Genomic DNA, 18,956 nt, shown 5'->3' with positions numbered 1-18,956 from the left:
GGAATGCGTAGAGTACAAGGCGTTAAGACTGAGGCTGAAAGGAGCGCGAAGTACGTGACCGAAGCCGAATGTCGCAAGGAACACAGTCATTTGCACATGATGACACGCCGTCTTTTTTCTATGATCCTTTATTCGGATGTATTTGTAGAAGAGGAGGAGTTGCCTAAAATGAAACTTAGCAATTTGCTTTTGGGTAGCAGTTTTCGCCATATGAAAGCAGAAACCGCCACCGACATAACGATGGCTGCAAACATCATCAGAGCATAGTTGAAATGATAGTGTATTATAGCCCAACCGAAAGGATACATGATAAGAGGATGCAGAAGATAGACGATATAGCTGTTGCGCCCCAACTCCATTGTGAAGCTTCTGACTGCAGATGGTGTTCGCCATAATCTCATCCCGTTCCAGACGGCTAAACTTCCTGTTATGGCTAAGGCTAACAGGAGCAACACACTACGGGCATGGCAAAGTATCATATTGAAACGAATCCACAGTGCCGCTGCGAACAGAAGCGTAAAGATTGCCGACCGGATACGGGAAGGCTGTTTTTTACTGCTGTTCATGTCCCATCCGATGAAGAAATAGATGCCGTAATACGACAGGTAACTGAGGAAAAAAAGAGGCGTGTCGAGCTGCCATGACCATTCCGGTAAAATTATTCCCTGGCGAACCAACCACAGCAGGCCGAACAGAAAAATACCGGGCATGGATCCGAATTTCTTTGTGAGGCGGGCTATTTGTTGGAGAAAAAACAGTACCGGTAAGAACCACAGATAAACAGCATGCCCCTGCGGTGCTTTGTATAACGGGCTAAGCAGTGCTTGAAACCATATTTGATCTCCGGTAATGATGTGGTAGATTGAGTCGAATATCAGGGCAAATATCAGATAGGGTATGATTAAATGCCAAAACCCGATGATAAGATACTGTTTGATGCTTCGGTTCGCTTTGGATTGCCCAAACAGATAGCCTGAGAGCAGAATAAACATGGGCATATGAAAAGTATATATAACTTCTTTTATGGTAAGAAACCATCCCGGCTGCTCTGTCATGGCACCAAAATGACCAAAAGCCACCAGCAAAATGCCAATGGCTTTGGTCAGGTCTATATCCGGTATTCTGTTCTTGCCGGAGCTTGCAATACTATTTGTATTCACGCCAGCTTTTTATCTTTATGTCTTCTATCGGAATATTGCAGAAAGCAGTGATAAACGCAGAAGCCAGACGTGCATTCGTGAGCAACGGTATATTCAGGTCTATTGCAGTACGCCTCAGTTTATATCCGTTTGTCAATTCTCCGGGAGTCAGATTTTTATTGATATTTACCACCATATCGATTTTCTTTTCACGGAGCAAATCTATGGCCTGGGGCATTTTTCCTTCGTCGCTCGGCCAGTAGACTAAAGTCGACTCTATGCCGTTTTCTTTGAGCATATTGTGCGTGCCGGCTGTTGCATAGAGCTTGTATCCCTTTTCGGCTAAAAGCTTGGTGGCGTCGAGCATCGCAGCCTTTTGTTTGTATCCGCCCGTAGATAGCAGTACGCTTTTTTCCGGTATTCTGTATCCTACGGAAAGCATGGATTTCAGAATGGCCTCATCGGTATAGTCTGCAATGCACCCCACTTCGCCCGTACTTGTCATATCCACGCCCAACACGGGGTCGGCTTTTTGCAAACGGGTAAAGGAGAATTGAGAAGCCTTGATGCCGACGTAATCCAAATCGAATTCGCTTTTATTCGGCTTTTGTACATCCAGACCCAACATGATTTTGGTGGCAAGTTCGATGAAGTTGATTTTAAGAACTTTGCTTACAAACGGGAAACTTCTGGAGGCACGCAGGTTGCATTCGATAACTTTGATTTCGTTTCCTTTTGCCAGATATTGGATGTTAAAAGGGCCGGATATTTTCAATGCTTCTGCGATTTGGCGGCTGATGCGTTTGATTCTGCGCACCGTTTCCACGTAAAGTTTCTGGGCAGGAAACTGAATTGTTGCATCGCCCGAATGCACACCGGCAAATTCGATGTGTTCACTGATGGCATAGGCTATGATTTCACCGTTCTTTGCCACGGCATCCATTTCTATCTCTTTGGCTCCTTCGATGAACTGACTTACAACGACCGGATGTTGTTTGGATACATTTGCCGCCAGCTCCAGAAAGCGCCTTAACTCTTCCTGATTGGAACAAACATTCATGGCTGCGCCGCTTAGTACGTAACTCGGGCGTACCAATACCGGAAAGCCTACCTCTTCGACGAATTTATCGACATCTTCCAGTGACGTAAGTTCCTGCCAGCGGGGCTGATCTATACCGATGCGATCCAGCATGGCGGAAAATTTATGTCTGTCTTCCGCATTGTCGATGCTGTTGGCGGTTGTTCCTAAAATAGGCACGTTCTGTTCGTCGAGGCGTAAGGCAAGATTATTGGGGATTTGGCCTCCTGTAGAAACGATGACTCCATGAGGATTTTCCAAATCGAGAATATCCATGACGCGTTCGAAAGTGAGTTCATCGAAATACAAACGATCGGAAATGTCATAGTCAGTACTGACCGTTTCCGGATTATAGTTAATCATTACCGAGCGCCATCCTTCTTTGCGGATTGTGTTAAGAGCGTTTACGCCGCACCAGTCGAACTCCACAGAGCTGCCGATACGATAGGCTCCTGATCCGAGTACGACTACACTCTTATGGTCGTTGGTATATTCGATGTCATTTTCTGTACCGTTATAAGTTAGATACAGATAGTTTGTCTCCGCCGGATACTCTGCCGCCAGAGTGTCTATTTGTTTGACTACCGGCACAATATCGAACTTTTTTCTGCGACTGCGAACTTCCAAAACCGCTTTTTCCATCGAATTACGGGCTTTTTTATAAATCGCCCTCGCTATTTGGAAATCCGAGAAACCCTGTTGTTTGGCTTTGAGAAGTAAATCCGGCTGCAGTTCGTCCAAACGGGTTAAAGACTCAAGTGCTTCTGCCGTGTTGATAATATTGTGCAAACGCTGTAAGAACCAGCGGTCGATTTTGGTCAGTTCGTGTATCTGATCTACGGTGTATCCTTGTCTAAAAGCTTTGCTGATAACGAAGATGCGCGTATCAGTAGGCTCATGCAGGGCCTTGTCTATATCCCGTATGACTAACTCTTTATTCTCAACGAAGCCGTGCATACCCTGTCCGATCATGCGAAGGCCTTTTTGAATGGCTTCTTCAAAACTTCGTCCGATGGCCATTACTTCACCTACGGATTTCATGCTGCTTCCCAACTGTCTGGAAACGCCGTGGAATTTACCTAAATCCCACCGGGGTATTTTACAAACGACATAGTCCAACGCGGGTTCGAAGAAAGCCGGCGTCGTTTGGGTAACGGAGTTTTTCAGTTCGTACAGTCCGTAACCTAAACCTAATTTGGCAGCAACGAAAGCCAATGGGTAACCGGTCGCTTTGGAAGCCAGAGCCGAAGAACGTGAAAGACGGGCGTTGACTTCGATGACCCGGTAATCTTCACTGTACGGGTCTAATGCATATTGTACGTTACATTCTCCTACGATACCGATATGGCGGATAATCCTGATGGCCAGCTCTCTTAATTTATGATATTCGCTGTTTGTAAGCGTTTGAGACGGAGCTATGACAATACTTTCTCCGGTGTGAATGCCCAGAGGATCGAAGTTTTCCATATTACATACGGTGATGCAGTTGTCATGGCAGTCCCGTACCACTTCGTACTCGATTTCTTTCCAGCCTTTCAAACTTTTTTCCACCAGTACCTGAGGACTGAAAGAGAATGCTTTGCGACACAGCTCTTTTAACTCTTCTTCATTGTCGCAGAAGCCGCTGCCCAATCCTCCTAAGGCGTATGCAGCACGAACGATAACAGGATAACCTAACTCCGATGCTGCTTTTCTGGCTGCTTCGATATTCTCGACGGCGTGACTGCTGATCGTTTTAACGTCTATTTCATCAAGTTTCTGTACGAATAATTCGCGATCTTCCGTGTCGATAATAGCCTGAACCGGGGTACCTAAAACCTGAACGCCGTATTTCTCGAAAATGCCGTTTTTATATAGTTGTACACCGCAGTTGAGAGCTGTTTGTCCGCCGAAAGAAAGCAGAATGCCGTCCGGACGCTCTTTGGCAATGACCTTTTCGACAAAGAACGGTGTGACCGGAAGAAAATAGATTTCATCGGCAATGCCGTCGGATGTTTGAACCGTGGCGATATTCGGATTAACCAATACAGTTTTGATGCCTTCTTCACGGATGGCTTTCAGAGCCTGAGAACCGGAATAGTCGAATTCGCCGGCTTCACCGATCTTCAGTGCTCCGCTACCGAGCAAAAGCACTTTTTTTATTTTACTTTTATCTATCATGGTCGTTGTTAAAATTTTTCTGTAAAAGTCCGTTTACTTTTTCTACAAATACCTCGGGAGCATCCATATAGAAATAGGATGCGCTTCCGTTTTTCAGATTTAATTTCACCTCTCCTTTTTTCTTATTGACGATTTCGACATTTCGATATTTATCTAAAGTATACGGCTGGGTGAAACGTGTACCCCATAAAAAATGTACAAACCGGTATGTTTGCAGCTTTTCATCTATAATTATTTCGGAACGATGGAAAGAAAATATAAATGGCAGCAAGATACAATTGATCCAAATGGGGTAAAAGTTCCGATTCAAACCCATGGAATCCCAATGGATATTCAATCCCAAGCCGATTATTCCGCAGACCGGAAGAAGCATGATCAGGGTTCTTAGGAGAATAACCGTTTTACTTTTGGGTGAATATCCTTTTAGATAGTATCTCGTCATGGGGTAGGAATTATAAAGAGCGCAGAAATTCGTCAAAAATAAACATAGTGTCGGTTGGACCCCCGAATGCTTCGGGATGGAATTGTGTAGAGAAGAAAGGCTTCGTTTTGTGACATATCCCCTCGTTGGATCCATCGTTCAAATTGATGTATTTTGCTTGCCAGTTTTCATCCAAAGTTGCTGTATCTACTGCATAACCGTGGTTCTGGCTTGTAATAAAACATCGTGTGGTGCCGATTTCACGAACGGGTTGGTTATGACTCCGGTGGCCATATTTCATTTTATAAATTTTGGCACCTGCAGCAACGGCCAGAAGCTGATTGCCCATACAGATTCCGCATATCGGTTTATCTTTTTGAATGGCTTTCTTTATATGTTCAACCGTGATACTGCACATTTCAGGATTTCCGGGGCCGTTGCTGAGAAACAGTCCGTCGTAATCGATGGTATTGAAATCGTAGTCCCAAGGGACGCGTATCAGGGTGATGTCCGGCTTCATAAGGCAGCGGACGATATTGTCTTTTACCCCGCAATCGACAAGGACGACTTTCTTCTTCCCATTACCGTAAGTGATAATTTCTTTAACGGAAACTTCTGCTACTTGGTTTACCCGGTTGGGATCTGCAAAGTCGATGTCTTCCATGCCTTCCATGAGTATTTTGCCTTTCAAAGATCCATGTATGCGCAGGTGTTTGGCCAAGGCACGAGTATCTATGCCGGTGATACCCACAACTTTTTCCTGTATCAGCCAGTCTGCCAAACTTTCAACTGCATTCCAGTGGCTGTAATCTCCCGAATAGTCCGATACCACAATTGCTTCCATGTGGATGCGGTCGCTTTCCATAAATTCGTAGAGTCCGTTTTCTTTGAGTGTAGTGGAGGGTACTCCGTAATTGCCGATCAACGGATAAGTCATAACCATAATCTGTCCGCGGTAACTGGGGTCGGTTAAACTCTCCGGATATCCGTTCATTGCTGTGTTGAAAACAACTTCGCCGGCCACCGGGCTTTCATAGCCGAATGAATATCCATGGTATTTCGTACCGTCTTCGAGAATAAGAGTTGCTTTTCTTTGTTTTTGAAACATGCTTGATGCTCGGTTTTATTGTTAGTTGTGATAGTCTTGCTCAATATAGCTTATATAAGCCTCGTTTACCAAGTGGGAACCGCCGGGGGTGGGATAGTCTCCTGTAAAATACCAGTCTCCGGGATGGTTCGGAATGGCCGTATGCAGCCCTTCGACACTCTGGAACAGTAGCTGAACTTCTGCTTGGGTATTTTCCGGACGTAACAGTTCAACCATTTTTTTAGAAATTTCCTGCTGTTGAAAAGGAGCGTAGATGGCTTTAACCACATTTTCTACACACTCATCCCACGGTTTTGCTCTTAGTTCTATAGCCTTGCGGTATTGATTTTGAATAATATGCTCCATGCCCCGCTCCTGCAATAATGCAATCGCAGCCCTAAAGGCAATAAATTCACGCATTTTACTCATGTCGATGCCATAATAATCGGGATAGCGTATTTGGGGGGAACTTGATACGACTACAATTTTCTTCGGTTCGAGTCTGTCCATGATACCGATAATACTTTGTCTTAACGTCGTGCCGCGAACAATGCTGTCGTCGATGATAACAAGATTGTCGATCCCCGGTGTTACCGTTCCGTAGGTAATGTCATATACGTGTGCTGCCAAATTATCTCGACTGCTGCCTTCGGTGATAAAAGTGCGCAGCTTGATATCCTTTATGGCTACCTTTTCGATACGAACTTTCAATGCAAGAATTTTCCGTAATTCTTCGTCTGAAAGTTCTTCCCTTTTCCGCAGCTTTTCGTATTTGATTTCATCCAGATGCCTGTTCAGTCCTTCTATCATTCCGTAATAAGCTACTTCTGCCGTGTTCGGAATAAAAGAAAATACGGTGTGCTCCAAGTCGTGATTTATCGCTTTTAAGATCGGTTCGGTAAGGGCTATCCCCAGAGCTTTGCGTTCGTTGTATATATCCTGATCGCTGCCGCGAGAGAAGTAGATACGTTCAAAAGAGCATGGTTTGTATTCTCTGGGAGCAAGAATTTGTTCCAGTCTTGGAGTGCCTGCTCTGTTGATAAAGATTGCTTCACCGGGTTTGAGTTCTTTGATTTGATCGGCTTTTACATTCATTACCGTTTGAATGACAGGCCGTTCGGAGGCAATAACGATGATTTCGTCATTTATATAGTAGAAGCATGGTCTGATGCCCCAAGGGTCGCGCAGGGTATAGCTTTCGCCACTACCCGTCAGGCCGCACATTACATAGCCTCCATCCCATAGTGGAGCACATTTTTTCAATACGTTTGCAAGGTCTATGCGATCTTCGATATAGTGAGTGATCTCCATGCCCTCCAAATGATCTTTTTCATGACCTGTGCGGTATAGCCTTTCAACTTCCCTGTCCAATCGATGACCGATCTGTTCCAAAAGGATATGCGTATCCGAGGTATGACGGGGGTGTTGTCCGACAGAGGTGATTTCTTTGAATATATTGTCGACATTGGTCAGGTTGAAGTTCCCGCAGATTGCCAGACACTTTGCTCTCCAATTACTTCTGCGTATCATCGGGTGTACAAAAGATATCCCGCTCTTACCTGTGGTGCTGTATCTGAGGTGACCCATATAACATTCGCCGGCAAAAGGGATGGCATTTTGTGCAAATAAAGGATCCGAGAGCTGTTCTTTACTAAATTTGGAGAGATACGTGGATACGTTGTCGAATATTTCTCTAATAGCATCTGCTCCCAAAGCTCTTTCTCTGAATAAATATTCCTCACCCGGTGTGCTGTATAGTTTGGTTACGGCCAGTCCGGCACCTTCCTGTCCTCTGTTATGCTGTTTCTCCATCAGGAGGTACAGTTTATCCAAACCATACATCCATGATCCGTATTTTTCTTGATAAAAACTTAATGGCTTGCGCAGCCTGACTGTGGCAATGCCACATTCGTGTTTTAAGGGTTCCATAGAGTTATATAATTGAAAAAAGTAGAAAACGATATTCTTGTACGCTGTCGATATTTGACAGGAGAATGAACGTTTTCTACTTTTATGTGCATATATTATAATGATTTAATACAACTAAAATAGCACTAATTACGATATCTTTTCTTCATTAGCGGTGTTTGTTTTTTTGGCGTTGCATTGCTTGTTGTTGTTTTTGTGCCTCTTCCAGACGCTGTTGCCATTTCGATTTTTTTCGGGGTTTCTTTTTATTCTCTTCCAATCGTGCCAGAAGTTTTTCCTCGTTGATTGCAAATCTGAAAGCCCAGTTTTGAATCATGGTAAGTAAAGACGTCAGCAAGTAATAATAGCAAAGTCCCGAAGCATTTTGGTTGAAGAAGAAGAAAAGAAATACCGACATAAAGTAAGGCATTATTTTCATCATCTTCATTCCTTCCTGTGCCGGAGCACTGTTCTGTTGCATCAAATATTTATTGAAAGCAATATTGACGATGGTCATCAACAGACAGAATAAGCTGATGTGGTTACCCAATAATCCGGTGATGAACGGGATATCGAAGTTCCAGCTGATGATAGGGTCATATGTCGAAAGGTCTTTTGCCCACAAGAAACTTTCTCCTCTCAAATAGATAGAGGTCGGGAAGTACATATACAGTGCAATGAGGAAAGGGAGTTGAAGTAGCATGGGCAAACAGCCGCTCATCGGATTGGCTCCGGCAGCTCGGTAGAGACTCATTGTTTCTGTTTGCCTTTTCATCATGGCATCCTGATCTTTCCCCGGGTATTTTGCACTGATCGCCTCCACTTGCGGTTTTAGTACGCGCATCTTTGCTTGTGACAGGTAGCTTTTGAATGTGAAAGGAGACAAGAAAATCTTAATCAGTATGGTCAATATCAATATGATGATACCCCAGCTGCCTATCTGTGAGCTTAAGAAAGTTACAACCGGTATGATCATATATACGTTAATGGTTCTCAGCAGTTTGCCGCCCATATAGACCAGATGGTCCAGATCCAGTTGATCATTGCCGTTTAATCCTTTGTCGTATGCTTTCAGCAGGTTATAATCGTTGGGTCCTACATACCATATTAAAGAGGCTTTCTCTCCATCTTCGATATTCCATTGGAGGGTAGATTTGAGAGAAAAGTTTTTTATGTAACCGCTATCTTCTTTGAATTCGGCAGAAGAGATTACATTATCTTGAAACGGAGCCCGGCTGATGAGAACAGTGCTGAAATATTTATCCTTGAAAGCTATCCAGCGCAGAGTTTCCTGAACCGATTTCTTCTCTTTGCTCTTATTGATACGTTCCACTCCTCCCGCCGCATAGCGGTACATAACGCTGGTATACTGATTTTCGAATTTCCATGATTGCTCCTGCTGTCTTATCCTTTGTTCCCACTCCAGATCCTGCAACGACATATTGGCGGGTAATAAACGGTCTAACCCTTTGGCCATGATGTTCATTTTAATTCGATAATCTCCGGGCATCAACGTATATACGAAATCCAGATAATTCTGTTCATCGATGTTCAGTCGCATCGTTACGGTGCTGTCTGTAACGTTAAGCGGATTGAAGTAAAGTTCTGCCGTGTTAAGTATCTTGTTTTCTACCGTGCGTAAAGGCAGATTGAAAGAAAGATCTCCTTTTTTGAAAAGGAACAGTTCTTTACCTTCCTGTGCATTATATTTCAATAATTGGGCTTCTTCCGGAATACCTCCTAAAGTATTCAATTCGATTTTTACCAGATCGTTTTTCAGAGAGATCAGTTTCTCTGTGCCTTTTTGAAGGTATAGAGGAGTAGCAGTCGTTGTCTGTGTGGTATCACCTTCCGATAAGGCTGTCGAATCTGTAATGGAAAAGGTTTTGGTTGTCTCTTGTTCGCTCGTTAACAGTGCCGTATCCGCTGTCGATTGTACTGGTGGTTGCGGTTGAGGCGTAGGTTTATTCAACAAAGAAAAACCGATGATAATCAAACCGGCCAATATCGCCCCAATGATTGTATTTTTATCCATTCGTTATGTTTTATAGCAAATCTGTTATGCAGTATAGCTATTGAAGTTTATGCAATTAGACGTTATTTCTTTTTTTCGTTGTGTACGGCTATGGCCTCACGGATAAAATCCATAAACAGAGGGTGCGGACGCACCACCGTACTGTTGTATTCCGGATGGAACTGTACTCCGATGAACCATCTGTGTCCTTCGATTTCCACCGCTTCCACGAGGCCTGTGTCTGGGTTTTCTCCCACGCAGTGCATGCCGTGAGCTTCAAAGTTTTTTCTGTATTGGCTGTTGAATTCGAAGCGATGACGATGACGCTCATGAATAAAATCCGAGCCGTATATTTTAGCCAAATGGCTATCCGGATTCAGTGAGCAGTCGTAGCCTCCGAGTCGCATCGACCCCCCTAAATCCGTAACCGTTTTCTGCTCTTCCATTAAATCGATTACCTTAAATGCGGCATTCGGGTTTATTTCTGTTGTATTTGCTCCCGTATTACCCAGTACGTTGCGGGCAAATTCAATGACCATACATTGCATGCCCAGGCAGATGCCTAATGTGGGAATATTGTTCTCCCGTGTATATTTGAGGGCACAAAGCTTACCTTCTACTCCACGGGAACCGAAACCCGGGGCTATGACAACTGCGTCGAAATCCTTTAGCAGTTCGGCAGCATTATTTTCGTTTATTTTATCGCTTTGCACGGAAACAAGGTTCAGTTTCCGATGATTGTAGATGGCAGCCTGCATTAAAGATTCGTCGATAGATTTGTAAGCATCCTGCAATTCCACATATTTGCCGACAAGACCGATATTTACAGTTTCCTTGGCCGAGTGCATTTTTTCCAAAAACTCCTTCCACTGTTTCAGTTCGGGTGTGGGGCCTGCTTCGAGTCCCACTTTTTCCAGAATGGTTTTATCCATACTCTGACGTTGCAGTACCAGTGGCACTTCGTATATCGTGGGCACATCCACACTTTGCACCACGCTTTCTTTGGTTACATTGCAGAATAGAGCCACTTTGCTGAGGATATCTTCAGATAGCGGATGTTCCGTTCTCAAAACGAGCATGTCGGGTTGAATACCCACCTCCTGCAACATCTTTACAGAGTGTTGTGTAGGTTTGGTCTTAACCTCTTTAGCCGCAGAAATGAAAGGTACATAAGTCAGGTGAACGACCACACAGTTTTGTTTCAATTCCCATTTCAACTGTCTGACACTTTCTAAAAACGGTAGTGATTCGATATCGCCCACCGTACCGCCGATTTCTGTAATCACGAAATCGAACTGATGTTTTTGTCCCAACAGTTTTACATTGCGTTTGATTTCATCCGTGATGTGTGGCACCACTTGCACCGTTTTACCTAAATAATCCCCGCGCCGTTCTTTCTGAATAACATTTTGGTAGATGCGTCCGGTAGTGATATTGTTTGCTCTGGATGTGGCGATATTTAGGAAGCGTTCGTAATGTCCCAGATCGAGGTCGGCTTCATGACCGTCGTCCGTCACATAGCACTCGCCGTGCTCATAGGGATTCAATGTTCCCGGGTCTATATTAATGTATGGATCGAATTTCTGAATAGTTACGTTGTAGCCTCGGGCTTGAAGAAGTTTGCCCAGTGATGCTGCCACAATGCCTTTTCCTAATGAGGATACAACCCCACCGGTAACAAAAATATACTTTGTGTCTGCCACTTTCTTGTTGGTTTTAACTTGATGATTTCAAACAGCGTAACGTGAAAAAGGTTTGTCGGAAGAAGGCTCTTTTTTCAAACCCCATACAACGCTTTGCAAAGGTACGTTATTCTTGCTTAAGTAACAGCGTGAGGAGCTTTCTTTTTTCGTACGCTTTTTATATGTGAGGGCTGCCTCAGAGGTTTATGCAACCGCTCAAAGCAGCCCTCACAGGGTTAAAAATAAAAGGAGTTTGTTATTTATTCAAACCGCATTTGGAGCAATTCTCACGAATTTGAGTGAAGAAATCATTGCCTTTGTCATCGACCAGAATAAAAGCCGGGAAATCTTCTACTTCAATTTTCCAGATAGCCTCCATGCCCAGTTCGGGATATTCGAGGCATTCTACTTTTTTAATACTGTCTTGTGCAAGAATAGCAGCCGGCCCTCCGATACTGCCCAGATAGAAACCTCCGTGCTTTTTGCAGGCGTCCGTTACCTGTTGGCTGCGATTCCCTTTTGCTATCATAATCATACTGCCGCCATTTTCCTGCAGCAAATCCACATAGCTGTCCATACGTCCTGCTGTTGTAGGTCCGAAGGAACCGCTCGGCATACCTTTCGGAGTCTTTGCAGGTCCTGCATAGTAGATCGGATGGTCTTTTACGTATTGAGGCAATCCCTCTCCGTTGTCTATGCGCTCTTTCAGTTTTGCATGTGCAATGTCGCGCCCTACGATGATAGTGCCATTAAGAGACAATCTGGTAGAAACAGGATATTTGGTCAGTTCGGCCAGAATCTCACTCATCGGGCGGTTCAGATCGATTTTTACCACTTTCCCTTCCGTGCCCTTCCGCATTTCTTCCGGGATGTATTGTCCTGGATTTGTTTCCAGTTTTTCGATCCATATACCGTCTTGATTGATTTTGGCTTTGATATTGCGATCGGCAGAGCAGCTCACTCCTAAACCCACAGGGCAGGAAGCCCCGTGGCGAGGCATACGGATGATGCGAATGTCGTGGGCAAAATATTTACCTCCGAACTGTGCTCCCAATCCTAATTTATAACACTCTTCCAGAATTTCCTGCTCCAGTTTTTTATCCCGAAAGGCCTGCCCCCATTCGTTGCCGGAGTCGGGCAGTTCATCGTAATATCTTGCCGATGCCAGTTTAACGGTTTTCAGGTTGGTTTCTGCCGATGTGCCGCCAATAACGATGGCAATATGATAAGGAGGGCATGCTGCTGTCCCTAACGTGCTGATTTTTTCAACGATGAATTTTTTCAACTTCTCGGGAGTAAGCAAAGCTTTGGTCTCCTGATACAGATATGTCTTGTTTGCAGAGCCTCCGCCTTTGGCAATGCAGAGAAAATTATATTCCATACCGTCTACTGCGAGCAGGTCTATTTGAGCAGGCAAATTGCAGCCGGTATTCACTTCTTTATACATATCCAGCGGTGCATTTTGGGAATAACGCAAATTGTCTGTCGTATAAGTATCGTATACGCCATGCGAGAGATATTCCTCATCGTGTCCTCCCGTCCAGACCTGTTGTCCCTTTTTGCCTAAAATGATGGCCGTACCCGTATCCTGGCAGAAGGGCAGTTGTCCTTTGGCCGAAACTTCTGCATTGCGAAGAAATGTCAGGGCTACGAACTTGTCATTTTCGCTGGCTTCCGGGTCGCTCAGTATTTTGGCTACTTTTTGCTGATGTTCGGGGCGGAGGTAAAACGAAACATCATGGAAAGCCGTACGAGCCAATACCCTTAGAGCTTCCGGATCTATTTTTAATACATCCTGTCCGTTGAATTTTTCTACAGAAACGTAGTCTTTTGTTAAGTGATAATACTCTGTCTTGTCAGTCCCTAAAGGAAAAGGCTTCTGATACTTGAATTCGGGCGTTGCCATAGTTCAATGCTATTGATGAATAAATGTTTATTGTATTACTCCAAAGGTAAGAAAAGCCAGCTAAACAATATCTATATAATAGGTTAGCCTGGGTCAAGAAGTTCAAAACAAGTTGTCCCGTAAGCTGATTTTATCGGCTTGCGGGACAACTTTTCAGAAAATAAATATCCGGTATTTAAGAGAAGAGCCGTAGAAACCGTTTCCGGGAGAATTTCGTCTTCCCGTTTATTCTATAAGAGGCTTCCGGATAGTATTATGGTCATTGTATCAGATAGGTATAAACATTGCCGTTAGGGTAGAAACCTCTGACGTAGAGCTTGTTTATTCCTCTATCTTCTGCTGTCGAAAGCATTTTTTCCATATTGTTGATATTGTATACCGGCTGGTCATTGATCGAAAGAACGATAAATCCTTTTTTGACACCCGCTTTTGCAAACTTTCCTTCTTTGGTTACTTCTGTTACTTCCACACCGTAAGAAACGCCATAGGTTCTTTTAAGTTTGCCGGACAATTCTCTCAGTTTTATTCCCATCTCGGAGAGACCAGAAAATTGAGGTATGATTTTCGTATTGCCATGTTTATTTTTCAGGCTTACGCTAAAGTCCTTTTTTTGTCCGAAACGATCCACGGTAACGTTGATAACATCTCCCGGTCTGTAACGACTGATTATCCCTTGCAGTTCTCCGAAGTCTTTAATTTTTTGTCCGTCGATGGCGGTTATAACATCGTTTTTCTCTATACCTGCTGCGTATACCGCACTTATTTCGGAGAAGTCGGCCACAAATACACCTTCGTTTACCTTCAGTCCTTTTTCTTTAATCAGTTCATCGGTAACATTTGTTCCGGAAAAACCTAAAACAGCTCTTTGCACATTTCCATACGTTTTGAGGTCTTGAGCCACTTTTGCAGCTATTGTTATGGGTATTGCAAATGAAATACCGGCATAGTTGCCCGTTTCGGAAAAAATCATCGAATTGATACCTACCAGCTCTCCGGCAGCATTCACCAAAGCACCTCCGCTGTTGCCCCTGTTGACGGCTGCATCCGTTTGAATAAAAGATTCTACTTTAGGTCCTTTGGAGCTATCCGGATAGGTGTTTCTTGATTTTGCACTGACAATACCCGCAGTCACAGTGGATGTAAAGTTAAATGGGTTGCCTACGGCCAATACCCATTCCCCGACTTGCAGATTGTCCGAGTTTCCGAAAGGAATGGACGGAAATTTTTCCCCTTCGATCTTTATCACGGCAATGTCTGTCGCCGGATCTGTACCGATGAGTTTGGCACTGAAGGTCCGATTGTCATTCAGTGTAACGCTGATTTTATCTCCATTGTCGATTACATGATTATTCGTAATGATATAACCGTCACTGCTGACAATTACTCCCGACCCGAAACCGACAACAGGTTGCATTTGCCTTTCGGCAAAAGGGTTGCCATTACCGAAGAAATATTCAAAAGGATCTATGTAGCGGCGGCTCATACTGCGTTGACCTTCCACGCGAATATGTACCACGGCCTGTACTGCTTTTTCTGCAGCTTCCACCAGATTGGGAGCAGCTGTTACGGATGCCGGTTTATAGCCGGGCTCCAAAGCCGCATTTTGAAATCCGTATTTATTGAGTGTGTTTGTGCCTTCCGGCAGTGCAGTTTGCATTGAATTTGCAAACTCTTTTGAGGACGTCTTGCTTTGCATCCATTTGTATGTGCCCACAGTCGTTGCGGCACTTAACCCGATTACTCCCAAAGTGAGGACGAAAACTTTCAGAATTTTGTTCATAGCGATTGTTCTTAATCTTTATTGTTTTGATTGTTATAGTTTATTTTTTCAGGTTTCTTGTTTAACCTATTAGTTATACGTATTTAGATAACGTTACGTATGTTCGGTTTATTATCGGAATATCATTTTATCATAATAATATGCTTATTTTTGATATGGGCATGGAACGTTATACGATTTTGTATATTCAATACAGGTATGTTTTCGTGAATGCTTATTGAGCAGTTTTAATGATCAATTCAGATTTTACATAATTGATATGAAGAAGGAACTTTTTACAATTGATTATACGAGAATACCACGTGCAGAATTCGATGATGAGTTGAGAATGTTGGAGCAGTCTGCCGAGCAGGCAGCTCTGAAGGCTTATGCTCCATACAGCCGGTTTAATGTGGGAGCAGCTCTGTTGATGGACAATGGAGAAATCGTGGTAGGCTCCAATCAGGAAAATGCAGCGTATCCATCCGGAATATGTGCCGAACGTACTGCCATTTATTATGCCGGAGCCCATTTCCCCGATGTCGGTATCAAAAAACTCGTTTTGGTGGCCATTACAGAGGGTAGGCGTGTAGAGGAGATTTCTCCGTGCGGTGCCTGCAGACAGGTGATTATGGAAAGTTCCATGCGCCATCATGCATATCCTGTTTATATGGTCGGTGTTGACAGTGCAATTGTTTTGGATGATTGTCGTTTTCTGTTGCCCTTCGGATTTGATGGGAAAGATTTGCCTCAAACTTCATAGCTCTATTGTTCTTCATCATATTCCGGAAGAATAGCTTTCGGATAGAGGAATACATATTTATATAAATACAATTTTCCCTTCAGTAAACGTGAGTTCGATTGAATGGCTTTTGTTGAAACGATTGCAGGCGGCTTGTGCATAAGCCGGGAGGGTTTTTGCGGAGATTTTAGATGAAGCGAAACGGATAGAAGAATGCAATCCTCATTGAAACAGCAACTCAAGTTATCGTAACCGCCCTCCTCTGTCTCATCTCACTTTTCGATTCGTTGAACTTGGTCTTTCAAAGGAGCATTTCGCTCATGTTATCTGATGGGTATTATTTTGACGTGTACTGAAAAAAGATTGGGAAAATTCTTTTTAATATTTATGATACCTTAAAGACTTACAGGAAAAACGGAAAAGAAGGGTTTTATCTGTTTTTACAAACCGTTTTTACAGAAAGGGCAAAAATAATTGCATCGTATTACTTTTGGGGCTTATCTTTGTGCCGCAAAAGTATATTATTATCATATCGTATGGCGTATACAAGCAATGTAATGATCGTTCGCCACAAGTTGTTGGCAAATCTTGTTAAGTTGTGGAATGAAAAACAGTTGGTCGAGAAAATAGATCGTCTGCCCATCGAACTCAGCCCACGCAGATCGAAGACGTTAGGCAGATGCTGTCCTCACAAGGAGCGTGCTGTCTGGAAATATAAATGTTTTCCTTTGCTCGGTTTCGATATGACCGATGAGGAGGATGAAGTCGATTTGCTTTCCAAATATGCGAAAAAAGCACTTGAACGGGAGGCTCCGAACAAGGAGAATCTGATGTGTGTGATCGATGAGGCTTGCACCTCTTGCGTGCAGATCAATTACGAAGTGTCTAACCTCTGCCGAGGTTGCGTGGCACGTAGCTGCTATACCAACTGCCCTAAGGATGCTATCAGTTTTCAGAAGAACGGGCAGGCGCAAATCAATCACGATACCTGTGTAAGTTGCGGTATCTGCCATAAATCCTGCCCTTACCACGCTATTGTCTATATTCCCGTACCATGCGAAGAGGCTTGCCCGGTAAAGGCGATCAGTAAGGATGAGTATGGCATCGAGTCGATCGATGAGAGCAAATGTATTTATTGTGGAAAGTGTCTTAAAGCTTGTCCGTTCGGTGCGATATTCGAGATTTCGCAGGCATTCGATGTGTTACAGAGTATACGCAGAGGGGAAGAGGTTATTGCCATTATTGCTCCGTCTATCCTCGGTCAGTTCAAGACCACGATCGATCAGGTTTATGGAGCGTTCAAGCAGATCGGATTTACCGATGTTATCGAAGTTGCTCAGGGAGCAATGGATACGACGAGCAACGAAGCGCATGAACTTCTTGAGAAGCTCGAAGAAGGACAACCTTTTATGACAACTTCTTGCTGTCCTTCATACATCGAACTCGTCAATAAGCACATTCCCGAAATGAAACCCTTTGTTTCTTCGACCGGCTCGCCCATGTACTATACTGCACGTATCGCACGAAAGAAATACCCGAATGCCAAAATCGTATTCGTAGGTCCCTGTATCGGTAAACGTCAGGAGATACGTCGTGATGAAGAAGTGGATATGATCCTGACCTTTGAAGAGGTGGGTGCCATTTTTAAGGGGATGGATATAGAACTTGAACAGGCTCCTGAATATAAAATGGTATTCAATTCGGTACGCGAAGCCCATGGTTTTGCACTTAATGGCGGTGTAATGGGTGCCGTAAAGGCTTACCTCGGAAAGGATGCCGGCAAAGTGAACGGCATAGAGGTGGCCGACCTGAACAGGAAGAACATTACCATGCTGCGCAGTTATGCAAAGTCGAAGAAAGCCCCCGGCCAGTTTATCGAGGTGATGACTTGCGAAGGCGGTTGTATATCCGGACCGAGTGCTTATAACGACATTGTATCGGGACGTCGTCAGCTTAGTCAGCAGCTTACGAAGGTAAAGGAAACATATGAAGAAAGAGGTTGACCGGCTTGCAGCATATCGTACGCTTTCCGATAGAGACCTGATAGAACTCCTCTCTTGTTCCGATGCAGATACCGTTTCGTATCTGCACCGAAGGGCAAGAGAGGTTGCTTTTTTACATTTCGGAAATAAAGTTTATTTGAGAGGACTGATAGAGATCAGCAATTTTTGCCGCAATAACTGTTTCTACTGCGGTATACGTAAAGATAATTCGGAGATAACCAGATATCGTCTCTCCCATAATGAGGTGTTGATGTGTTGCCGTGAAGGGTATGCAATCGGACTCAGAACTTTTGTTCTTCAGGGTGGAGAGGATCCCGGGCAGCCGGCATCGTGGGTCGAAGCGATTGTGCGAGATATACATGCAGAGTTTCCCGATTGTGCCATAACCCTGTCTCTTGGTGAAAAGTCTTATCGCTCGTATCTCAGACTTCGTAATGCCGGAGCCGATCGCTATCTGCTCAGACACGAAACGTTCGATAGCAGTCATTACTCATATCTCCATCCCCCCTCGATGCGCATAGCCCGCAGGATAGAATGCTTGCGCAATCTTAAGAAACTGGGCTTTCAGACCGGTACCGGAGTGATGGTCGGGAGTCCGGGACAAACGCTTGAACATCTTGTGCAGGATATTCGTTTTATTGAAGAATTGCAACCCGAGATGATCGGTTTAGGCCCTTTTATTCCCCATCATGCCACACCTTTTGCCGGAGAGACGGCGGGAACGATAGACCGCACCCTTCGGCTTATTGCTATATGCCGTCTCATGCTTCCCAAGTCACTTATACCGGCAACCACTGCACTGGCTTCCCTTCCGGGCAAAGGACGTGTCGGAGGCATTCTGGCCGGAGCCAACGTAGTGATGCCCAACCTTTCGCCTCCTTCACTCCGTAAAGATTATTCCCTGTACGACAACAAGGTGGCTTTCGGTAGCGAATCGGCGCAGGGTATCAGAGATCTTGCCACAGAGCTGCAGGATATCGGGTACGAAATTTCCATGGCTCGCGGCGATCATGCCGGATATGAGGGATGGAAGCCTTATTTTCCCTAAGATATAACA

General features: G+C 44.2%; 12 protein-coding genes. 3 read left to right on the top strand and 9 right to left on the bottom strand.

The genetic code is table 11. From position 1 onward, the window contains the following. Window positions 1-128: 128 nt before the first annotated feature. The 9 genes from A3GI_RS0107565 to A3GI_RS0107525 all read right to left on the bottom strand — a co-directional run bounded on the left by A3GI_RS0107565 (window position 129) and on the right by A3GI_RS0107525 (window position 15,175). A complete protein-coding gene (locus tag A3GI_RS0107565; protein ID WP_018360851.1) occupies window positions 129-1,160 on the bottom strand; it encodes an acyltransferase family protein in 1,032 nt (343 codons plus the stop codon). Continuing rightward, the gene (carB, locus tag A3GI_RS0107560) at window positions 1,147-4,377 is read right to left on the bottom strand and encodes a carbamoyl-phosphate synthase (glutamine-hydrolyzing) large subunit (protein WP_018360850.1); all 3,231 of its coding nucleotides are present in this window, start codon (window positions 4,375-4,377) and stop codon (window positions 1,147-1,149) included. The genes A3GI_RS0107565 and carB overlap by 14 nt, the downstream gene beginning before the upstream one ends. Beyond that, window positions 4,367-4,819: a hypothetical protein gene (locus A3GI_RS0107555; RefSeq protein WP_026216009.1), complete on the bottom strand. Its 453-nt coding sequence runs from the start codon at window positions 4,817-4,819 to the stop codon at window positions 4,367-4,369. Before A3GI_RS0107555 ends, carB begins: the two co-directional genes overlap by 11 nt. A 10-nt stretch (window positions 4,820-4,829) precedes the next feature. Next, window positions 4,830-5,906: a glutamine-hydrolyzing carbamoyl-phosphate synthase small subunit gene (carA, locus tag A3GI_RS0107550; protein ID WP_018360848.1), complete on the bottom strand. Its 1,077-nt coding sequence runs from the start codon at window positions 5,904-5,906 to the stop codon at window positions 4,830-4,832. A gap of 21 nt (window positions 5,907-5,927) precedes the next feature. Further along, on the bottom strand, window positions 5,928-7,814 hold the full coding sequence (locus A3GI_RS0107545) for an amidophosphoribosyltransferase (protein WP_026216008.1): 1,887 nt from the start codon (window positions 7,812-7,814) through the stop codon (window positions 5,928-5,930). Between the two features lie 148 nt (window positions 7,815-7,962). Further along, window positions 7,963-9,828 (bottom strand): membrane protein insertase YidC, encoded by a 1,866-nt coding sequence (gene yidC / locus A3GI_RS0107540; protein ID WP_018360846.1) that lies wholly within the window; start codon window positions 9,826-9,828, stop codon window positions 7,963-7,965. Between the two features lie 62 nt (window positions 9,829-9,890). Beyond that, window positions 9,891-11,510 (bottom strand): CTP synthase, encoded by a 1,620-nt coding sequence (locus A3GI_RS0107535; protein ID WP_018360845.1) that lies wholly within the window; start codon window positions 11,508-11,510, stop codon window positions 9,891-9,893. A 235-nt stretch (window positions 11,511-11,745) separates the two neighbouring features. Further along, window positions 11,746-13,395, bottom strand: a complete 1,650-nt coding sequence (locus tag A3GI_RS0107530; protein ID WP_018360844.1) for a fumarate hydratase — start codon at window positions 13,393-13,395, stop codon at window positions 11,746-11,748. A gap of 259 nt (window positions 13,396-13,654) precedes the next feature. Beyond that, window positions 13,655-15,175 (bottom strand): Do family serine endopeptidase, encoded by a 1,521-nt coding sequence (locus A3GI_RS0107525; RefSeq protein ID WP_018360843.1) that lies wholly within the window; start codon window positions 15,173-15,175, stop codon window positions 13,655-13,657. 259 nt (window positions 15,176-15,434) lie between these two features. Between A3GI_RS0107525 and cdd the strand changes: the two genes are divergently transcribed. From cdd to hydE, 3 genes are all read left to right on the top strand, one after another. Next, window positions 15,435-15,917, top strand: coding sequence for a cytidine deaminase (cdd, locus tag A3GI_RS0107515; protein WP_018360842.1), 483 nt, complete (start codon window positions 15,435-15,437; stop codon window positions 15,915-15,917). 515 nt (window positions 15,918-16,432) lie between these two features. After that, a complete protein-coding gene (locus A3GI_RS0107510; protein WP_025003588.1) occupies window positions 16,433-17,899 on the top strand; it encodes a monomeric [FeFe] hydrogenase in 1,467 nt (488 codons plus the stop codon). Continuing rightward, window positions 17,883-18,947, top strand: a complete 1,065-nt coding sequence (gene hydE / locus A3GI_RS0107505; RefSeq protein ID WP_018360839.1) for a [FeFe] hydrogenase H-cluster radical SAM maturase HydE — start codon at window positions 17,883-17,885, stop codon at window positions 18,945-18,947. The genes A3GI_RS0107510 and hydE overlap by 17 nt, the downstream gene beginning before the upstream one ends. The last annotated feature ends 9 nt before the right edge of the window (window positions 18,948-18,956 follow it).

Origin of the sequence: Porphyromonas macacae DSM 20710 = JCM 13914 (genome assembly GCF_000379945.1) — a bacterium.
GTDB lineage: Bacteria > Bacteroidota > Bacteroidia > Bacteroidales > Porphyromonadaceae > Porphyromonas > Porphyromonas macacae.
Note: the sequence above shows the minus strand (reverse complement) of the source record. Positions and strands in the feature narration are given on the sequence as shown.

Excerpts from the sequence above, each read along its gene's own strand:
- A3GI_RS0107510 (WP_025003588.1), top strand. The coding sequence starts at position 16,433 with ATGGCGTATACAAGCAATGTAATGATCGTTCGCCACAAGTTGTTGGCA.
- cdd (WP_018360842.1), top strand. The coding sequence starts at position 15,435 with ATGAAGAAGGAACTTTTTACAATTGATTATACGAGAATACCACGTGCA.
- yidC (WP_018360846.1), bottom strand. The coding sequence starts at position 9,828 with ATGGATAAAAATACAATCATTGGGGCGATATTGGCCGGTTTGATTATC.
- A3GI_RS0107525 (WP_018360843.1), bottom strand. The coding sequence starts at position 15,175 with ATGAACAAAATTCTGAAAGTTTTCGTCCTCACTTTGGGAGTAATCGGG.
- A3GI_RS0107530 (WP_018360844.1), bottom strand. The coding sequence starts at position 13,395 with ATGGCAACGCCCGAATTCAAGTATCAGAAGCCTTTTCCTTTAGGGACT.
- A3GI_RS0107545 (WP_026216008.1), bottom strand. The coding sequence starts at position 7,814 with ATGGAACCCTTAAAACACGAATGTGGCATTGCCACAGTCAGGCTGCGC.
- carB (WP_018360850.1), bottom strand. The coding sequence starts at position 4,377 with ATGATAGATAAAAGTAAAATAAAAAAAGTGCTTTTGCTCGGTAGCGGA.
- A3GI_RS0107555 (WP_026216009.1), bottom strand. The coding sequence starts at position 4,819 with ATGACGAGATACTATCTAAAAGGATATTCACCCAAAAGTAAAACGGTT.
- hydE (WP_018360839.1), top strand. The coding sequence starts at position 17,883 with ATGAAGAAAGAGGTTGACCGGCTTGCAGCATATCGTACGCTTTCCGAT.
- carA (WP_018360848.1), bottom strand. The coding sequence starts at position 5,906 with ATGTTTCAAAAACAAAGAAAAGCAACTCTTATTCTCGAAGACGGTACG.